Source organism: uncultured Chitinophaga sp. (assembly GCF_937898475.1).
Taxonomy (GTDB): Bacteria; Bacteroidota; Bacteroidia; order Chitinophagales; family Chitinophagaceae; genus Chitinophaga.
In genome coordinates this window covers 248,211-265,123 of record NZ_CALEJS010000042.1, presented here as the reverse complement: position 1 = coordinate 265,123, position 16,913 = coordinate 248,211, and the positions used below count along the sequence as shown (strand labels likewise).

Annotated in this window: 25 protein-coding genes; 1 reads left to right on the top strand and 24 read right to left on the bottom strand. The window is 46.8% G+C overall.

Features of this window, described 5'->3' with window-relative positions; translation table 11 throughout:
• Nucleotides 1–8: 8 nt before the first annotated feature.
• The 23 genes from secY to Q0577_RS26685 form a co-directional block, all read right to left on the bottom strand.
• Entirely contained in the window at nucleotides 9–1,352 is a 1,344-nt protein-coding gene (secY, locus tag Q0577_RS26795) for a preprotein translocase subunit SecY (protein WP_298741897.1), read from the bottom strand.
• Between the two features lie 78 nt (nucleotides 1,353–1,430).
• The gene (rplO, locus tag Q0577_RS26790; RefSeq protein ID WP_298741895.1) at nucleotides 1,431–1,877 is read right to left on the bottom strand and encodes a 50S ribosomal protein L15; all 447 of its coding nucleotides are present in this window, start codon (nucleotides 1,875–1,877) and stop codon (nucleotides 1,431–1,433) included.
• 110 nt (nucleotides 1,878–1,987) lie between these two features.
• The gene (gene rpmD, locus Q0577_RS26785) at nucleotides 1,988–2,173 is read right to left on the bottom strand and encodes a 50S ribosomal protein L30 (RefSeq protein WP_298741893.1); all 186 of its coding nucleotides are present in this window, start codon (nucleotides 2,171–2,173) and stop codon (nucleotides 1,988–1,990) included.
• 79 nt (nucleotides 2,174–2,252) lie between these two features.
• On the bottom strand, nucleotides 2,253–2,771 hold the full coding sequence (gene rpsE / locus Q0577_RS26780) for a 30S ribosomal protein S5 (protein WP_298741890.1): 519 nt from the start codon (nucleotides 2,769–2,771) through the stop codon (nucleotides 2,253–2,255).
• A gap of 41 nt (nucleotides 2,772–2,812) precedes the next feature.
• Nucleotides 2,813–3,166, bottom strand: coding sequence for a 50S ribosomal protein L18 (gene rplR / locus Q0577_RS26775; protein WP_298741888.1), 354 nt, complete (start codon nucleotides 3,164–3,166; stop codon nucleotides 2,813–2,815).
• 54 nt (nucleotides 3,167–3,220) lie between these two features.
• A complete protein-coding gene (rplF, locus tag Q0577_RS26770; protein ID WP_298741886.1) occupies nucleotides 3,221–3,775 on the bottom strand; it encodes a 50S ribosomal protein L6 in 555 nt (184 codons plus the stop codon).
• A gap of 90 nt (nucleotides 3,776–3,865) precedes the next feature.
• Nucleotides 3,866–4,264 carry a 30S ribosomal protein S8 gene (gene rpsH, locus Q0577_RS26765; RefSeq protein WP_298741884.1) on the bottom strand — a complete coding sequence of 133 codons (399 nt, stop codon included), beginning with the start codon at nucleotides 4,262–4,264 and terminating at the stop codon, nucleotides 3,866–3,868.
• A gap of 138 nt (nucleotides 4,265–4,402) precedes the next feature.
• Complete coding sequence (gene rpsN / locus Q0577_RS26760) at nucleotides 4,403–4,672, bottom strand: 30S ribosomal protein S14 (protein WP_298741882.1); 270 nt, start codon at nucleotides 4,670–4,672, stop codon at nucleotides 4,403–4,405.
• 22 nt (nucleotides 4,673–4,694) lie between these two features.
• Nucleotides 4,695–5,246, bottom strand: a complete 552-nt coding sequence (rplE, locus tag Q0577_RS26755; RefSeq protein ID WP_298742016.1) for a 50S ribosomal protein L5 — start codon at nucleotides 5,244–5,246, stop codon at nucleotides 4,695–4,697.
• 17 nt (nucleotides 5,247–5,263) lie between these two features.
• Nucleotides 5,264–5,602 carry a 50S ribosomal protein L24 gene (gene rplX / locus Q0577_RS26750; protein ID WP_029464389.1) on the bottom strand — a complete coding sequence of 113 codons (339 nt, stop codon included), beginning with the start codon at nucleotides 5,600–5,602 and terminating at the stop codon, nucleotides 5,264–5,266.
• A 174-nt stretch (nucleotides 5,603–5,776) separates the two neighbouring features.
• A complete protein-coding gene (gene rplN, locus Q0577_RS26745; RefSeq protein WP_089918397.1) occupies nucleotides 5,777–6,145 on the bottom strand; it encodes a 50S ribosomal protein L14 in 369 nt (122 codons plus the stop codon).
• Between the two features lie 77 nt (nucleotides 6,146–6,222).
• Nucleotides 6,223–6,483 (bottom strand): 30S ribosomal protein S17, encoded by a 261-nt coding sequence (rpsQ, locus tag Q0577_RS26740; RefSeq protein ID WP_298741873.1) that lies wholly within the window; start codon nucleotides 6,481–6,483, stop codon nucleotides 6,223–6,225.
• A 106-nt stretch (nucleotides 6,484–6,589) separates the two neighbouring features.
• On the bottom strand, nucleotides 6,590–6,790 hold the full coding sequence (gene rpmC / locus Q0577_RS26735) for a 50S ribosomal protein L29 (RefSeq protein ID WP_298741871.1): 201 nt from the start codon (nucleotides 6,788–6,790) through the stop codon (nucleotides 6,590–6,592).
• Nucleotides 6,791–6,841: 51 nt separating this feature from the next.
• Entirely contained in the window at nucleotides 6,842–7,261 is a 420-nt protein-coding gene (rplP, locus tag Q0577_RS26730; RefSeq protein WP_298741870.1) for a 50S ribosomal protein L16, read from the bottom strand.
• Between the two features lie 40 nt (nucleotides 7,262–7,301).
• Nucleotides 7,302–8,090, bottom strand: coding sequence for a 30S ribosomal protein S3 (gene rpsC / locus Q0577_RS26725; protein ID WP_366885178.1), 789 nt, complete (start codon nucleotides 8,088–8,090; stop codon nucleotides 7,302–7,304).
• A gap of 35 nt (nucleotides 8,091–8,125) precedes the next feature.
• On the bottom strand, nucleotides 8,126–8,485 hold the full coding sequence (rplV, locus tag Q0577_RS26720) for a 50S ribosomal protein L22 (RefSeq protein WP_298741868.1): 360 nt from the start codon (nucleotides 8,483–8,485) through the stop codon (nucleotides 8,126–8,128).
• A 78-nt stretch (nucleotides 8,486–8,563) separates the two neighbouring features.
• Nucleotides 8,564–8,830 carry a 30S ribosomal protein S19 gene (rpsS, locus tag Q0577_RS26715; RefSeq protein ID WP_298741866.1) on the bottom strand — a complete coding sequence of 89 codons (267 nt, stop codon included), beginning with the start codon at nucleotides 8,828–8,830 and terminating at the stop codon, nucleotides 8,564–8,566.
• Nucleotides 8,831–8,921: 91 nt separating this feature from the next.
• Entirely contained in the window at nucleotides 8,922–9,755 is an 834-nt protein-coding gene (gene rplB / locus Q0577_RS26710; protein ID WP_298741864.1) for a 50S ribosomal protein L2, read from the bottom strand.
• 86 nt (nucleotides 9,756–9,841) lie between these two features.
• Nucleotides 9,842–10,141, bottom strand: coding sequence for a 50S ribosomal protein L23 (gene rplW / locus Q0577_RS26705; RefSeq protein ID WP_298741863.1), 300 nt, complete (start codon nucleotides 10,139–10,141; stop codon nucleotides 9,842–9,844).
• Nucleotides 10,142–10,197: 56 nt separating this feature from the next.
• Nucleotides 10,198–10,842 carry a 50S ribosomal protein L4 gene (rplD, locus tag Q0577_RS26700; RefSeq protein WP_298741861.1) on the bottom strand — a complete coding sequence of 215 codons (645 nt, stop codon included), beginning with the start codon at nucleotides 10,840–10,842 and terminating at the stop codon, nucleotides 10,198–10,200.
• A 1-nt stretch (nucleotide 10,843) separates the two neighbouring features.
• Nucleotides 10,844–11,461: a 50S ribosomal protein L3 gene (rplC, locus tag Q0577_RS26695; protein WP_298741859.1), complete on the bottom strand. Its 618-nt coding sequence runs from the start codon at nucleotides 11,459–11,461 to the stop codon at nucleotides 10,844–10,846.
• Nucleotides 11,462–11,740: 279 nt separating this feature from the next.
• Nucleotides 11,741–12,046 (bottom strand): 30S ribosomal protein S10, encoded by a 306-nt coding sequence (rpsJ, locus tag Q0577_RS26690; RefSeq protein ID WP_012789286.1) that lies wholly within the window; start codon nucleotides 12,044–12,046, stop codon nucleotides 11,741–11,743.
• Between the two features lie 683 nt (nucleotides 12,047–12,729).
• Nucleotides 12,730–13,335: an outer membrane beta-barrel protein gene (locus Q0577_RS26685; protein ID WP_298741857.1), complete on the bottom strand. Its 606-nt coding sequence runs from the start codon at nucleotides 13,333–13,335 to the stop codon at nucleotides 12,730–12,732.
• 139 nt (nucleotides 13,336–13,474) lie between these two features.
• Between Q0577_RS26685 and Q0577_RS26680 the strand changes: the two genes are divergently transcribed.
• Nucleotides 13,475–14,587 (top strand): PQQ-dependent sugar dehydrogenase, encoded by a 1,113-nt coding sequence (locus Q0577_RS26680; protein WP_298741855.1) that lies wholly within the window; start codon nucleotides 13,475–13,477, stop codon nucleotides 14,585–14,587.
• Nucleotides 14,588–14,647: 60 nt separating this feature from the next.
• Here Q0577_RS26680 and fusA read toward each other — a convergent pair whose 3' ends face one another.
• Nucleotides 14,648–16,795 carry an elongation factor G gene (gene fusA / locus Q0577_RS26675; RefSeq protein WP_298741853.1) on the bottom strand — a complete coding sequence of 716 codons (2,148 nt, stop codon included), beginning with the start codon at nucleotides 16,793–16,795 and terminating at the stop codon, nucleotides 14,648–14,650.
• Nucleotides 16,796–16,913 lie beyond the last annotated feature (118 nt).

The following is a 16,913-nucleotide window of genomic DNA, read 5'->3' as shown; positions in this document are numbered from 1 at the left end:
TGATTAGCCTACACATTAGCCGGAGCAGTTCTGCCTTTTATACGGCCGGAGCTCATTAGGCCGTCGTAATGGCGCATCAGCAACTGGCTTTCGATCTGCTGCAGGGTATCCAGTATCACCCCTACCATGATCAGGAGGGAGGTGCCGCCAAAGAAAGAGGCGAAATTACTGTTGATACGCAGGGCAGCTGCTATACCAGGCAATATACCTACCAGCGCCAGGAAAAAGGCACCGGGAAGGGTAATACGGTCCATTACAGCGCCGATATAATCAGCGGTAGCCTTACCAGGTTTTACACCGGGGATGAACCCGTTGTTCCGCTTCATTTCTTCCGCCATCTGGTTGGGGTTGAAGATCAAAGCAGTATAAAAATAAGTGAATACTATTACCAGTACAGCATAGATCAGGTTATAATAACCATTTGTATGGTCGCTGAATATGCGGATGAATCCTGAAGCACTCTCAGAAGAAGTGGCGAAGCCGATAGCGGTTGCAGGGATAAACATAATAGCCTGCGCAAAGATGATCGGCATTACACCGGCAGCGTTCACCTTCAGGGGGATGAACTGGCGTACACCGCCATACTGCTTGTTACCTACTATGCGCTTGGCATAGTTGACAGGTATCTTACGCGTGCCTTGTACCAGCAATATCAACCCGATCGTGATCAGGATAAATACGGCCAGCTCTATCAGGAATACCAGCATGCCGCCGCCACCACCTGTTGTTTTGGAGGTGAACTCCTGGATCAATGCCTGGGGCAGACGGGCAAGGATACCCACCATGATGATCAAGGAAGTACCGTTACCGATCCCTTTATCTGTAACCTTCTCACCCAGCCACATTACAAACAGGGTACCTGCTGTAAGAACAACTGTTGTGGACAGCCAGAAAAGGAATGCACTGTATTGAGGGATGATAGCGCCGGCAGATTGATTTTTCAGATAAGCCACGTAAGCACTTGCCTGGAAACCGGTTACGAACACGGTTAATATACGGGTATACTGGTTGATCTTCTTTCTGCCGCTTTCACCTTCTTTCTGCAGTTTCTGGAAATAAGGCACTGCTATAGTTAGCAGCTGAATGGCGATAGACGCGGAGATATAGGGCATGATCCCCAACGCGAAAATGGAAGCCCTGGAAAAAGAGCCCCCCGCAAACATATTGAACAGTCCCAGAATACCCTGATTGGATTTCTCTGAAAACTGCTGCAGGGCGTTGGCATCAATACCGGGTAACACGATGTAGGATCCTACGCGGTATACGAGGACAAGGAGCAACGTGGTAAGAATGCGTTTACGCAGGTCTTCTATACTCCAGATGTTCTTTATTGTTTCAATAAACTTCTTCACAGGAAGATAAAGGTTTAATAGCGCTATTAAATACGAAAAGACGCACTACTCCGTAGGCGTCTCCTCAGTCGTAAAGTCTTATACCAGTTCTACTGACCCACCTGCTTTTTCAACAAGCTGCTTGGCTTTTTCACTGATGGCGTTCACCTTTACGGTTACTTTAGCTTTCAGTTCTCCCTGTCCTAACAGTTTAACTTTAGCAGTTCTGTTGATCAGGCCATTGGCATACAGGTTGTCAAGAGAGAACTCCTGCAGACCGTATTTTTCTACCAGGTGATCTAACTGGCCAACGTTGAATACTGTAACTTCTTCCGGGTTAATGCTTTTAAAACCACGCTTGGGCAAACGACGCTGGATCGGCATCTGGCCACCTTCGTGACCTATTTTCTGGGAATAGCCGTTACGGGACTGATGCCCCTTGTTACCTTTGGTAGAAGTACCACCTTTACCGGAAGCTTCCCCACGACCCAGGCGTTTCTCTTTATGTACAGAACCTTTTGCAGGTTTCAGTGAATGCAGATTCATGATTAATTCTTTTTACTTACGCGGAAATTAGCCGCTCGCTTAAATATAATATGTATTTCTATAATACCAATGTAAAAGTACGATTATTTAGTGAAGGCCGAACACAGCGATCAACCTTTCACGTCTTCTACTTTTACCAGGTGATTCACCTTACGCACCATCCCTACGATCTGGGGAGTTGCCTCTACTTCAACAGTAGCGTGCATTTTGGTAAGGCCCAACGCCTTTAAGGTCAGTTTCTGCCTTTCAGGACGGTCTATACCACTTTTTACCTGAGTGATCTTGATCTTTGCCATAATATTAAGAATTTCAAAATTCCAGATTCCAAATCCCACAATGTTGGGAATTTGCTTCCCGGGATTTGCGCTTAACTCATTATCCGTTGAACACCTTTTTCAGGGACACACTTCTGCTCTTAGCAACCTGTACCGGCTCGCGGAGCAGGCCCAGGGCTTTGAAAGTAGCTTTTACCACGTTATGCGGATTGGCAGATCCGAGAGACTTAGCCAATACGTCCGTAATTCCGGCACTTTCCAACACAGCGCGCATAGAACCACCGGCGATCACACCAGTACCATGAGCGGCAGGTTTGATCAGCACCTTGGCAGCGCCTTCCTTGGCAAACTGGTCGTGAGGAATTGTGCCTTTCATTACAGGTATTTTGATCAGATTCTTCTTGGCATCGTCAATACCCTTAGTGATAGCTTCCTGCACTTCCTTGGCTTTACCCAAACCATGGCCAACAACACCGTTCTCGTTACCTACAACTACCAGGGCGGAAAAGCTGAATGTGCGGCCGCCTTTGGTCGTTTTGGTAACACGGTTAATGGCCACTACCTTCTCCTTCAACTCCAGGTCACCGGCCTTTACTTTATTGAATGAATTCTTTGCCATTTTATTAATTGCGAATTACGATTTCAGATTTACGATTATTATTAGAACTGCAGGCCACCTTCCCTTGCGCCATCTGCTACACTTTTAACACGGCCATGGTACAGGTAACCACCACGGTCAAACACACAGGCGCTGACACCTAATGCTTTGGCTTTGGCGGCCAGGGCGGTACCTACCAGCTTGGAGATCTCGCTCTTGGTACCCTTCTGCGCCTTAATGTCCTTATCGCGTGAAGAGGCAGCAGCCAGGGTGGTACCAGTGGTATCGTCGATCAACTGTACGTAGATATCGCTGTTGCTGCGAAATACAGACAACCTGGGCTTTTGTGCCGTACCGCTGACCTTTTTACGGATGCGGTAACGGATCTTCTGTCTCTTGATTTCTTTCGTGTTCATTTATTTCAAGTTTTAACGCCCGATGCTGCCGGGCGTTTAATTATAAGCAACTAATTATTTACCTGCAGACTTACCTGCTTTCTTACGTACCACTTCATCGCTGTAGCGAACACCTTTACCTTTGTAAGGCTCAGGCTTACGAAGGCTGCGAAGTTTAGCGGCAACCTGGCCTAACAGCTGGTTGTCAATGCCTTCCAGCATGATCTTGGGGTTAGCACCTTTTTCAGTTAAGGTGCTCACCTTCAGTTCTTTCGGCACTTCGAAGATAATATTGTGAGAATAACCTAAGGACAGATCCAGCAATTGACCCTGGTTGGCGGCTTTGTAACCCACACCGACCAGCTCCAGCTGTTTCTTGAAACCATCAGTTACACCTTTTACCATGTTGGCGAGCAGCGCACGGTACAAACCATGCAGCGCACGGTGGCGGATCTGGTCAGTAGGACGGGTAACCGTCACTACGCCATCTTTCACTTCCACCTTAATATCCCTGTCAATGCTCTTCTTCAGTTCGCCTTTAGGGCCTTTCACTGTAATTTCATTAGCCGGAGAAACAGTAACTGTTACACCGCTGGCTAATTTTATGGGACTTTTCCCTATACGTGACATGTTTTGATATTTTATGCTGTTAAAAGTACCGGCTGCCCGTGTTCAGCTCCGTATAGAAAGCTTAATTGTCAGACGTGCCGCATGTATATATTAGTAAACGTAGCAAACAACTTCGCCGCCTACGTTCTGCGCTTTAGCTTCTTTATCAGTCATTACGCCTTTAGAGGTAGAAATGATAGCTACGCCCAGACCGTTCTTGATACGGCGGAAATCGTCGGGTTTAGAATACTGACGTAAACCCGGACGGCTGATACGCTGTAATTCCTTTATTGCGGGTTCTTTTGTTTGAGGATCATATTTCAGCGCTATTTTAATAACGCCCTGTTTGGTATCTTCCTCAAATTTGTACTTCAGGATATAACCTTTATCGTACAGTATCTCTGTGATACGTTTCTTCAGTTTGGAGGCCGGAATTTCCACGATCCTGTGGTTAGCCATTTGAGCATTCCGGATTCTGGTCAGGAAGTCTGCTATTGGATCAGTAACCATTGTTTGTAAAAAAGTTAATAATGTTTACAATGCGATATCCAATCAGTAATAGATAGGAAAATCAAAAATCAATTCAAAAACGATCAGTTACGGCAACAGGCCCAATGCCATTACAGCAGGGCCTCCGTAAACCGGATCTTACCAGCTAGCTTTTCTAACGCCGGGGATTTTACCAGCCAGTGCCAGATCGCGGAACATGTTACGGCAGATGCCGAAGTGACGCATGTAACCTCTGGGACGACCTGTTAACTGGCACCTGTTCTTTAAGCGAACGGGGGAAGCATTTTTAGGCAGTTTGTCCAGTTCTGCATAGTTGCCTTCTGCTTTCAGGGCAGCGCGCTTTTCTGCAAACTTGGCTACCAGTGCTTCTCTTTTTCTTTCCCTGGCTTTTACGGATTCTTTTGCCATAGTATTGTTATAATATAATTAATTAGTCCTTTTTCATATTCTTGAACGGCATACCCAGCTCTTTCAGCAGTTCATAAGCTTCTTCGTTGGTAGTAGCCGTTGTTACAAAAGTGATATCCATACCGGCGATCTTGGTCACCTTGTCGATATCTATCTCAGGGAAGATGATCTGCTCAGTGATACCCAGGGTATAGTTACCACGGCCATCAAAAGCTTTCTCATTCACACCTTTAAAGTCACGTACACGGGGCAGTGACACAGACACCAGGCGATCCAGGAAATCATACATGTTGGTTCCACGCAGGGTTACGCGGGCGCCAATCGGCATGTTCTTCCTGAGTTTGAAGTTGGATATATCTTTCTTGGAAAGGGTGGGTATTGCTTTCTGACCTGCGATACGGGTCATTTCGTCTACAGCAATATCAACCAGCTTTTTGTCGCTAACTGCGCCATTAATACCCTGGTTCAGGCAGATCTTTACCAGGCGGGGTACCTGCATTACACTCTTATAGTTGAATTTCTTCATAAGTGCAGCTACCACTTCTTCGCGGTACTTTTTCTGCAGCCTCGGGATATATGTAGTGTTTGCCATTATTTAATTACCTCCCCTGATTTTTTAGCTATACGAACTAATTTACCGTTTTCACGCTGCCTGTTCACCCTGGTAGGTTTACCAGCCTTAGCATCCCACAACATTACGTTGGAAATGGCGATAGGAGCCTCCTGCTTTACGATACCACCTTTGGTGTTCTGAGCAGTGGGTTTGGTGTGCTTGGTGATGATATTTACGCCTTCAACCAGAACACGGGCTTTGTCGATGAGCACTTCCAGCACCTTGCGAGGCTTAGTCCTGTCCTTGTCGTCGCCGGCAATCACCACTACCATGTCGCCCTTCTTAATGTTGAACTTAGGCTTGAATCTAGTTTTCATTTTTGTTTATTTATAAACGCCAAGCGAAACCCTCGTTTCGCTTGATAAATATTGACTCGTTTTTGTAAACGGGCTGCAAAGATAAATAAAAAAGAAAAAGGTAAAAATTAAAATTTTCTGCTAACTCTCCGTTCCTGTGTTGTTTTTACTTTTTTCCTTTTTACCTTTTATTTATTACAGTACCTCAGGTGCCAGGGAGATGATCTTCATGTATCCCTTATCACGCAGCTCACGGGCAACCGGACCGAAAATACGGGTACCGCGCGGCTCGTCGGAGTTGTTCAGCAATACAACGGCATTATCGTCAAAACGGATGTAAGATCCGTCTTTACGGCGCAGCTTGTTCTTTGTTCTTACAATAACAGCTTTGGTCACCATACCTTTTTTCACGCCACCGGCAGGAATTGCATCCTTCACGGTTACCACGATCTTGTCGCCCACTTTCGCATAGTCCTGGCCGGAGTTGCCCAATACCCTTATACACAGCACCTCTTTGGCACCGCTGTTATCAGCTACGTTCAGCCTTGATTCTTGTTGTATCATCTTAGTATGTTTTGCTATTTGTTTAGTCAGCGGCTACACCCGGGAACGCCGGCGTGCAGCTTGAAACAATCATTAAATTATTTTACTTTTTCGATAATCTCTACCAGTCTCCAGCACTTGTTCCTGCTCAGCGGACGGGACTCCATGATCCTAACGGTGTCGCCGATGCTGCACTCGTTCTTCTCGTCGTGCGCCATGAACTTGGTAGTTTTCTTAACGAATTTACCATAGATCGGGTGCTTCACTTTACGCTCCACGCTTACAGTGATGGTTTTATCCATTTTATTGCTGGATACAACACCAGTCCTGGTCTTTCTTAAATTTCTTACTTCGGTCATTGTTGAAAGTATTTTTCCCTTCAAACTCCTCCATTTACTGCGGAAGAGTTAATTAATATTTATGATCTGACGGAAGCCGGATTGACTTACCGGTGCCCGTTTGGATTTAAAAGCCCAACTCTCTTTTATGCAGTTCAGTTTTCATCCTTGCGATCTCCCTTCTCAGTGAGCGGATGCTCATTGGATTCTCGATCGGCGTGATGGCATGACTAAACGTGATCTTCTTCAAGCGCAGTTGCTCTTCAGAGATCTTGTCTTTCAGATCCTGCTCGCTCAGGCTCTTCAGATCCAGCTTTACTTTTGCCATTGCTTTAAGTTTTGTTTTGTTTTTTACTTGTAACTAGAAGGCTGTTCTCACTTACGCAACATAATCGTGGCGTACTACAAATTTTACCTTGATGGGCAGTTTCTGAGCAGCCAGTTCCATGGCTTCTTTCGCTACCTGCAAGGGAACTCCGTCTGCCTCGAACAGGATACGGCCGGGTTTTACCACAGCTGCCCAGTGATCGGGAGCACCTTTACCCTTACCCATCCTCACTTCCAGCGGTTTGGCTGTGATAGGCTTGTCAGGGAAAATACGGATCCACACGTTACCTTCACGTTTCATATGCCTTGTCAGGGCCACACGGGCAGCTTCGATCTGCCTGTCAGTGATCCATTTCGGCTCTAATGCTTTAAGTCCGAACGTACCAAAGGAAAGAGCAGCACCACGCTTAGCGTTACCTTTGATGCGGCCTTTATGCATTTTCCTGTGTTTCGTTCTCTTGGGCTGTAACATTGTTATATGTTATTAATTGTTAATCGATATTGTTAATTGCCTATCTGCGACCACCCCTGTCGCCACCGCCTCTTCTTTCACCACCACCGCGGTTATCTCTTCTTTCACCGCGATCGCCACCGCCTCTTTCAGGACGACCACCACCGGTACGGCCTTCATTCTCTTTACCGCTCAGCACGTTCGGGTTCAGATCGCGTTTACCCAGTACTTCACCTTTACAGATCCATACTTTGATGCCTATTTTACCGTATACGGTAAGGGCGAACAAAGATGCGTAATCTATATCCATACGGTAAGTATGCAGGGGCGTACGACCTTGTTTGATCTCTTCAGAACGGGCAATTTCCGCACCGCCCAAACGACCGCTCACTTTCACCTTAATACCTTCCGCACCCATTCTCAAAGCGGTGGCAATAGCCATCTTAATAGCACGCTTGTAGTTGATACGGCTTTCTATCTGTTTGGCAATTGTTTCAGCAACGATATTGGCGTCTACCTCCGGACGGCGGATCTCCAGAATGTTAATCTGTACATCTTCCTTACCGGTCAGTTTCTTCAGCTCTTCTTTAATGCGGTCTACCTCGTTACCACCTTTACCTATAATGATACCAGGTTTGGAAGTATGGATGGTAATGATCAGCTTACCCAGTGTTCTTTCGATCACTACGCGTGAAATGCCGCCTTTGTTGATACGGGCATTCAGGTAAGTCCTGATCTTGTTATCTTCGATCAGTTTGGTAGCATAGTCTTTTTTGCTACCATACCAATTAGAGTCCCATCCTCTGATGATACCTAACCTGTTACCAATAGGATTTGTTTTCTGACCCATGTTCCTGGTTTATTTATCTATTAGTTGAATAGTTTTTAGTTCTTTGCTACCTCGTTACGGCTGTCCACAACAATAGTTACGTGGTTACTTCTTTTGCGTACGCGATAACCCCGGCCCTGCGGAGCAGGACGCATTCTCTTCAGGATGCGGCCACCATCTACGAAAATAGTCTTCACATACAGGTTAGCATCTTCTACCCGTTGGCCCTCGTTCTTCACTTTCCAGTTGGCGATAGCAGATACCAACAGCTTTTCCAGTGGAACGCTGGGATGTTTGGGATGGAATTTCAAAATATTCAAAGCCTTCTCCGCATCCAGACCACGGATCAGGTCTGCCAGCAACCGCATTTTGCGGGTGGATGTCGGATTATTATTCAGCTTAGCTACTGCTTCCATTTTTAAAAATTTGATATTTGATTTTGAGAGTAGCCCTTCAAAGGTTCAGATTCCCAGAAGGGCAGCTCTCTATATAAGTTACATTTTCTTGTTAGCGTGTCCTTTAAAGTTGCGGGTAGGAGCAAATTCACCCAGTTTATGACCTACCATAAACTCTGTAACATATACAGGGATGAATTTATTACCGTTGTGCACCGCAAATGTATGGCCCACAAAGTCAGGAGTGATGGTAGAACGGCGGCTCCATGTTTTGATCACGGAACGCTTGGTACCTTCATTCATCTTCTCAACTTTCTGCTCTAATTTGAAGTCCACATAAGGACCTTTTTTTATGGAACGACCCATGTTGCTATTTTTAAATTCCAATTTCCAAATTCCAAATTCCAGCTATTATATCCCTTGTTTAGGATTTGGTTCTTGGGATCTGGGATTTTAATTATAATTTCTTGCCGTTTTTCCTGGTGATGATCAGCTTATCAGAGCTCTTATGCGGTTTCCTGGTTTTCAGGCCTTTCGCATATTTACCTGTTCTGGACCTCGGGTGACCACCTGAAGCTTTACCTTCACCACCACCCATCGGGTGATCTACAGGGTTCATGGCCACACCACGGTTGCGGGGGCGGATGCCTCTCCAGCGGTTGGCACCTGCTTTACCGATAGATTGCAAAGCGTGATCAGAGTTGGAAACAGTACCTACGGTAGCCATGCAGGTGATCAGCACTTTACGCAGCTCGCCGGAAGGCATTTTCAGGGAAGCATATCTTTCTTCCTTAGCGTTCAGCTGTGCATATGTACCTGCGCTGCGGGCGATAGCACCACCTTTACCAGGCTGCAGCTCGATATTGTGCACAACTGTACCTAAAGGCATATTTTTAAGCAGCAGGGCGTTACCTACTTCAGGGGCTACTTCAGCGCCGCTTATTACGGTAGCGCCTACCTGCAGGCCCTGGGGAGCCAGGATATAACGTTTTTCACCATCTGCATAGCTCAGTAATGCGATGAACGCGCTACGGTTGGGATCGTATTCGATCGTCTTAACGGTAGCCGGGATATTTTGTTTGTCGCGTTTGAAATCTATGATACGGTAGTGTTGTTTGTGGCCACCACCAATGTACCTCATAGACCTTCTACCCTGCACGTTACGACCGCCGGTCTTCTTGGTAGGCTCCAGCAGGCTTTTTTCAGGGGTATCCGTGGTCAGTTCGGCAAATGCATTGCCTATTTTCCAACGGGTACCGGCTGTGATCGGTTTGTACTTCTTAAGTGCCATTGTCTAGTTTCTTATTGCTAGTTATTATTTATAAAGTGATCTGTATATACAACCATTGTCCCGGGTGTTATGCCGGGATCAGGGCACTATATGTTAGCATACAGATCTATAGATTCTCCGTCTGCCAGTGTAACGATCGCCTTTTTGTAGGAAGGCTTCCTGCCGGCGATGAAACCTGCTTTAGTAAAGCGGAATTTGCTCTTACCGGGCATTACTGCAGTATTAACATCTGCTACGGACACACCGTAAAAATCTTCCACTGCTTTTTTGATCTCCAGCTTGTTGGCTTTTTTGTCAACAATGAAGTAGTAGCGGTTGAATTTATCAGTGGCCTTGTTCACCTTTTCTGTTACCACCGGTTTGATCAAAACATCTGAAAGTTTCATTTTGTATAGCTTTTAGCTGTTAGCGGTTAGCTCCTAGCTGTTGTTATTTATTTTGTTTACGCTTCTACTTCAGCCGGTTCTTCGGTGAAGATCTTTGCTGCGCTCTCAGTGAACACCAGGTAGTTGCTGTTCATGATATCATAGGTGTTGATATCAGCCAGTACCACGCCGTCAATGCTGGGAATGTTCCTTAAAGACAGGTATACATTATCGTTGTACTCAGGCAGTACCACCAGGGTTTTCTTGCCTTCAACGTTGATACTCAGCTTATTCAGGATACCCACCAGTTGTTTGGTCTTGGGAGCTTCGATGTTAATATCTTCCAGCACGATGATGCTGTTCTCTTTTGCTTTAACAGACAGGGCAGAGATCTTTGCCAGATCTTTCACTTTCCTGTTCAGTTTAAAGTCATAACCATGCGGTTTGGGACCAAAGATGGTACCACCGCCTTTATATAACGGGTTACGGATGTTACCTTTACGGGAACCGCCGGTACCTTTTTGTTTGTGCAGTTTACGGGAGGCACCTTTCACTTCTGCTCTGGTCTTTACCTTGTGCGTACCCTGACGTTGAGCGGCCAGGTATTGTTTTACTGCCAGGTAAATAACATGGTTGTTAGGTTCCACGCCAAAGATCTCTTCAGGAAGTTCAATAGTTCTTCCGGTTTTCTTACCTTCTATATTTAAAATATCGAGTTGCATATTACTTCTGGATTAAAACGATTGAACCAATGTGGCCGGGAACGGAACCACTTACCAGGATATAATTCTTATCAGGGAATATCTTCAGAATTTTCAGGCCTTTCACTTTCACTCTTTCATTACCGGTCTGGCCCGCCATACGCATACCTTTGAAAACGCGGGAAGGATAAGATGAACCACCGATAGAACCAGGAGCCCTGCTTCTGTCATGCTGGCCGTGGGTAGCTTCACCCACACCTCCAAAACCGTGGCGTTTTACAACACCCTGGAAGCCTTTACCTTTGGAAGTGCCTACTACGTCAACCTTTTCACCTTCTGCAAAGATCTCGCAGGTGATGGTTTCACCGAGGGCTTTCTGTACATCAGGGTTACGGAATTCTTTTACGAAACGTTTGGGAGAGGTGCTTGCTTTCGCGAAGTGATTTGTTGCTGCTTTGGTAGCGTGCTTTTCTTTTTTGTCGCCAAATGCTACCTGGATGGCGGTATACCCGTCTGTGTCCTGTGACTTCACCTGGGTAACCACGCAGGGACCGGCTTCGATAATGGTGCAGGCTGTTTGCTTACCATTGGACTCGAAGATACTGGTCATGCCAATCTTTTTACCAATAATACCTTTCATTGTTATATAGTTTTACCCAGCGCCTGGGGGTGTTCGTGCTTTCCCCAGGATGGGCGGTTTAAATACATTTATTGGGCGGCCACCCTGAAGGCGTGACCTGATATTTTTTATTAATATTTGTACTACCAGTTAACATGCTACCGGTACCTGAGCACCGTAACCACCGCAATACAATCGTATGTCTTTTTCAAAACCAGGCTGGCCTTTTGCCTTGCTGGTTTATATCTCTTCAAAGGCCGGGCGTTTATACACTGCCGTCTGACCCTATCTGTGAAAGTCCTACGCCTTGATCTCTACTTCAACACCGGAAGGCAGATCCAACTTACTCAGGGCATCTACTGTCCTGGAGGAAGATGTATAAATATCCAGCAAACGCTTGTGCGTGCACAGCTGGAATTGCTCTCTAGCCTTCTTGTTAACGTGCGGAGAGCGCAGTACCGTAAAGATCTTCTTTTCAGTAGGTAACGGAATAGGACCTGTTACCACGGCTCCCGTGTTACGCACGGTTTTTACGATCTTCTCAGCAGATTTGTCTACCAGGTTATGATCGTAGGACTTCAGCTTGATTCTAATTCTCTGAGACATATGCAATGAACTTCTTCTTTTTTACCCTTTACAATTTGGGAGGGCAAAGGTAACCTGTTTTTTGACAAATGACAAATTATTTTGCAAAAAAACGGTGACAAAAATAGGGCCTCATCCTAATACCAGCCTGACCGGATTAAAATGAGACCCTGCAAAAATACTGTAAATGCTTAGAAATGAAGGGGTGGCTCAAAACTAAGCTCCGCCCAGCAAGGATTGGAGCAGATCTAAAATAAATTTAATCAGTGCATTGAACAGGTCCATAAAAAAGGGTTTTTCAGGTGTTAATGCCTACTCTTTTAACTGGTTTTCGGCAATCCCCAGGAATTTACTTGCATACCCCGCCTTACAGGGAATTCAGCAGGCCGGTCAGCAGATCAATAAGTGCAGTGATCAGGTTAACGAAAAAATTCGCCATAAGCACGATCAAAAAATGAGGTTTCCGCCTACTCTGTTATTTTGGTTTTCGGCAAATCCCAAATGCAGTTCAGTTAACTACATATGCGTAAATTAAATACTATCGCGCAGGAATTACCATTCATCTCTATTCATTTTCAAGTGCTTCGGCCAGGCTGTTCAATAATACTGGTTCAAGTAGTTTTAAGGAATAAATAGCAAAGCCCCTGATCATCTTACTGATAAGACGAAACAGGGGCTTATACCCATTGTATGATCAACTTTAACTATCTGCGCTCTTCCCGGATGATCTCCCTGGCCTTTGCCGTTGGCAGGTACACCTGGAAACCGATCCCAAGGTTCAGCCGGTTCGAAGTGGTAGCGCTGCCAAAACCTACCGTCAGCTCATACTTCAACAGGGCCTCCAGGGATACGTTAGGCGTAATAAAATAAGCCAAACCGGGGCCGAAGCCGATGTCCAGGCCATTGTTATTCACACCTGTTTTGGAATAGTTATTCCCGCCAAAACCGGCGGTAGCCTCCAGGAAAAACCGGCTCCGCTGGGAGAATTCCATCTGGCGTACCCGCTTATCTTCAATAAAATACCTGGCCAGCGCACCAATGCCATAAGTGGTATTGGTTCCCTGGTCTTTGGCAGTAGCCAGGCTAAACCGGCCGTACCCGCCCAATGCCAGGTTATCCCTGAAAAAATACGCTATTTTGGGTGTCAGGTCCATGGTAAAGGCGGTACCTCCCCCTCCTCCCAGGAAATTCAGGTTAAAATTCGAAAGGTCGCCGCCTACCATCAGGTTTCCTTTCTGGGTCTGCGCCAGGGCTGCAGTACTGAATAACAACGCCATAAAGGCCAGGGTTACATGTTTCAATCTGTTCATGTCCGGAGTTTTGGTTAAAAAATACTTGCCATCAAAAAATATGAGTTAACACGGTAAGAGAACCGCCAACAAATTATACGCCAACACTTTCCCGGTATTTTATTTCGTTATATAACAGCCGACACTTAAAACTTGTTTTATGCAAAGACCTTTATTCCTGCTGGCATGCCTGCTTACCCTCTACACCACTGGCATGTCCTGCAAAAAAGACTCCAAGCCTTCCTCCAGCGGTGATGATAACTGGCCTGCAGACAGCATAAGAGTAGTGGCAGACCAGCTAAGTTTTCCCTGGGAGATCCTCTGGGGCCCTGATAACCATATCTGGATGACAGAACGGGGAGGGCGTATCAGCCGTATTGAGCCCAAAAGCGGTGATATATTCCCCTTGCTGACCATCAGCGAGGTAAGGAGCAATGGGGAAGGCGGACTGCTGGGCATGGCCCTGCATCCCTCTTTTCCACAGCAGCCTTACGTGTACGTTGTGTACAATTATGACCGGAACGGGGATTACCGGGAAAAAGTGGTTCGCTACACTTATGGTAACAATACCCTTGCCAGTCCCCGGGTATTGCTGGATAACATCAACGCTTCCGGCATTCACAACGGCTCCCGCCTACTGGTTAGTCCGGACAATAAACTATGGATCACCACCGGCGACGCATCCAGCTCCCAGGATGCCCAGGATACCAGCCTTCCCAACGGGAAAGTGCTGCGCATTAACCTTGACGGCAGCGTTCCGGCCGATAACCCCTTCCCGGGTAACCCGGTATGGAGCTACGGCCACCGCAACCCCCAAGGTCTGGTACTGGTCAACGATAAATTGTACGCTTCAGAGCACGGGCCCAATATTGAGGACGAGGTAAACATTATAGAGAAACAACGGAACTATGGATGGCCCCAGGTGAACGGGCCCTGCGATGGAGGAGAAAATACCTTTTGTACCCGGTATAACGTGAAAACGCCGATCTGGTCTTCAGGAAACAGCACCGTGGCTACCTCCGGGATGGATTACTACAATAAGGACCGTATTTCGCAATGGTCCAACTCACTGCTGCTCACCACGCTTAAATCACAGCGGCTGTACCAGCTGCAGTTGTCGCCAGACGGGGACCGCGTGACCAGCTCAGCCACCTGGTTCACCAATGCCTTTGGCAGACTAAGAGACGTATGCATTTCACCCGCCGGCAGAGTATACCTCTGCACCAGCAATGGCAGCAACGATAAAGTGATCGAAATCAGCTCCTTAAAATAAAAGAGACGCGAATGGTCAGTTCGCGTCTCTTAACTATTAATTACTAACTCTTAATTCTTATCAGTCTGCATTCACTTTACCTTTCACCTTAGCCATTACTTCAGCAGCAATGTTGTTAGGCGCAGGAGAATAGTGAGAGAACTCCATGATGGAAGTTGCACGACCGGAAGACAGTGAACGCAGCTGGGTTACATAACCGAACATTTCGCTCAGGGGCACTTTGGCTTTGATCACCTGTGCACCAGCCCTTGATTCCATACCTTCCAGCATACCACGACGACGGTTCAGGTCACCGGTTACATCACCCATGTACTGGTCAGGAGTAGTTACTTCCACCTTCATGATGGGCTCCAGCAGTACGGGTTTACATTTACGGCCAGCCTCACGGAAAGCAGACTTGGCGCAAAGCTCGAATGACATAGCGTCGGAGTCCACTGCGTGGAAAGAACCGTCAAACAGGCGAATCTTCAGGTTATCCAGCGGGTAGTTAGCCAGTACACCACTGCCCATAGAGGCTTCGAAGCCCTTCATTACAGCCGGGATAAACTCCTTGGGAATGGCACCACCGAAGATATCGTTCACGAACTGGAAGCTCTTGCCATCATTCTCTTTCAGCCATTCTGCATCAGCAGGGCCGATCTCAACCTGGATATCAGCGAATTTACCGCGACCACCCGTTTGTTTCTTGTACACTTCCCGGTGCTCAACAGTAGCAGTAAATGCTTCTTTATAAGCTACCTGGGGTGCACCCTGGTTTACTTCTACCTTGAACTCGCGTTTCATACGGTCAACGATGATTTCCAAGTGCAACTCACCCATACCACTGAGGATGGTCTGACCGGTATCTTCGTCTGTTTTAGCGCGCAGGGTAGGATCTTCTTCCACCAGTTTGGCGATGGCCATACCCATCTTGTCCACGTCTGCCTGTGTTTTAGGCTCAATGGCAATGTGGATCACCGGCTCAGGGAAGGTCATTGATTCCAGTACGATCGGATGATCTTCCGCGCAGAGGGTATCCCCTGTTTTGATATCTTTAAAACCAACAGCAGCACCGATATCACCTGCTTCGATGAAATCGATCGGGTTCTGCTTGTTAGCGTGCATCTGCATGATACGGCTGATACGCTCGTTCTTACCGGTACGGGTGTTCAGTACATAAGAACCTGCGTCCAGGCGACCGGAATAAGCCCGAAAGAATGCCAGACGGCCTACGAACGGATCGGTAGCGATCTTGAACGCCAGGGCTGCGAATGGTTCTTTTGCATCGGGTCTACGCTCGATCTCGTTGCCGTTATCGGGATCGGTACCTTTTACTGCGTCGATATCTACCGGAGAAGGCAGGTAACGGCAAACAGCATCCAGCATTTTCTGTACGCCTTTGTTCTTGAAAGAAGAACCGCATAGCATCGGGATGATAGCGATATCGATGGTAGCTTTACGGATAGCCTCGTGGATTTCATTCTCGGAGATAGAATTAGGATCTTCGAAGAATTTCTCCATCAGCTTGTCGTCGTATTCAGCAACGGCTTCCACCAGTTTAGCCCTCCACTCTTCCGCTTCGTCCTTCATGTCTGCGGGAATGTCGATCTCCTGGTAAGTAGCACCTTTACCTTCTTCGTCCCAGATGATACCTTTCATGGTGATCAGGTCAACTACACCCTTGAAAGTGTCTTCAGCGCCAATAGGCAACATCAGGGGCACAGGGTTAGCGCCCAGCATTTCCTTCACCTGTTTTACCACGTTCAGGAAGTCAGCACCGGAGCGGTCCATCTTGTTCACGAAACCGATACGGGGTACACGGTAGCGGTTAGCCTGACGCCAAACGGTTTCAGACTGGGGTTCTACACCAGATACAGCGCAGAACAGGGCTACCAGACCATCCAGTACACGCAGAGAACGCTCTACTTCCACGGTAAAGTCCACGTGGCCCGGAGTATCGATGATATTAAATTTATATTGCTTGGATTCAGGCGTGTTTTTACCCTGGTTGGTAGGGAAGTTCCAGAAACAGGTGGTAGCAGCAGATGTGATGGTAATACCTCTTTCCTGCTCCTGTGCCATCCAGTCCATGGTGGCAGCGCCTTCATGCACCTCCCCTATCTTGTGGGTTTTACCTGTGTAGTACAGGATACGCTCTGTGGTAGTGGTCTTACCGGCATCGATGTGCGCCGCGATACCAAAGTTCCTTTGAAATCTTAAGTCTGCCATAAAATATAAATGACTGTATAATTAAATGCAATTTGGGGGGCAAAGGTAATCCTTTTTTTGTTATAAATAAAACTACTCCATATTGCCGGAATGTTATTTCCCTTTAACAATTAGGAGG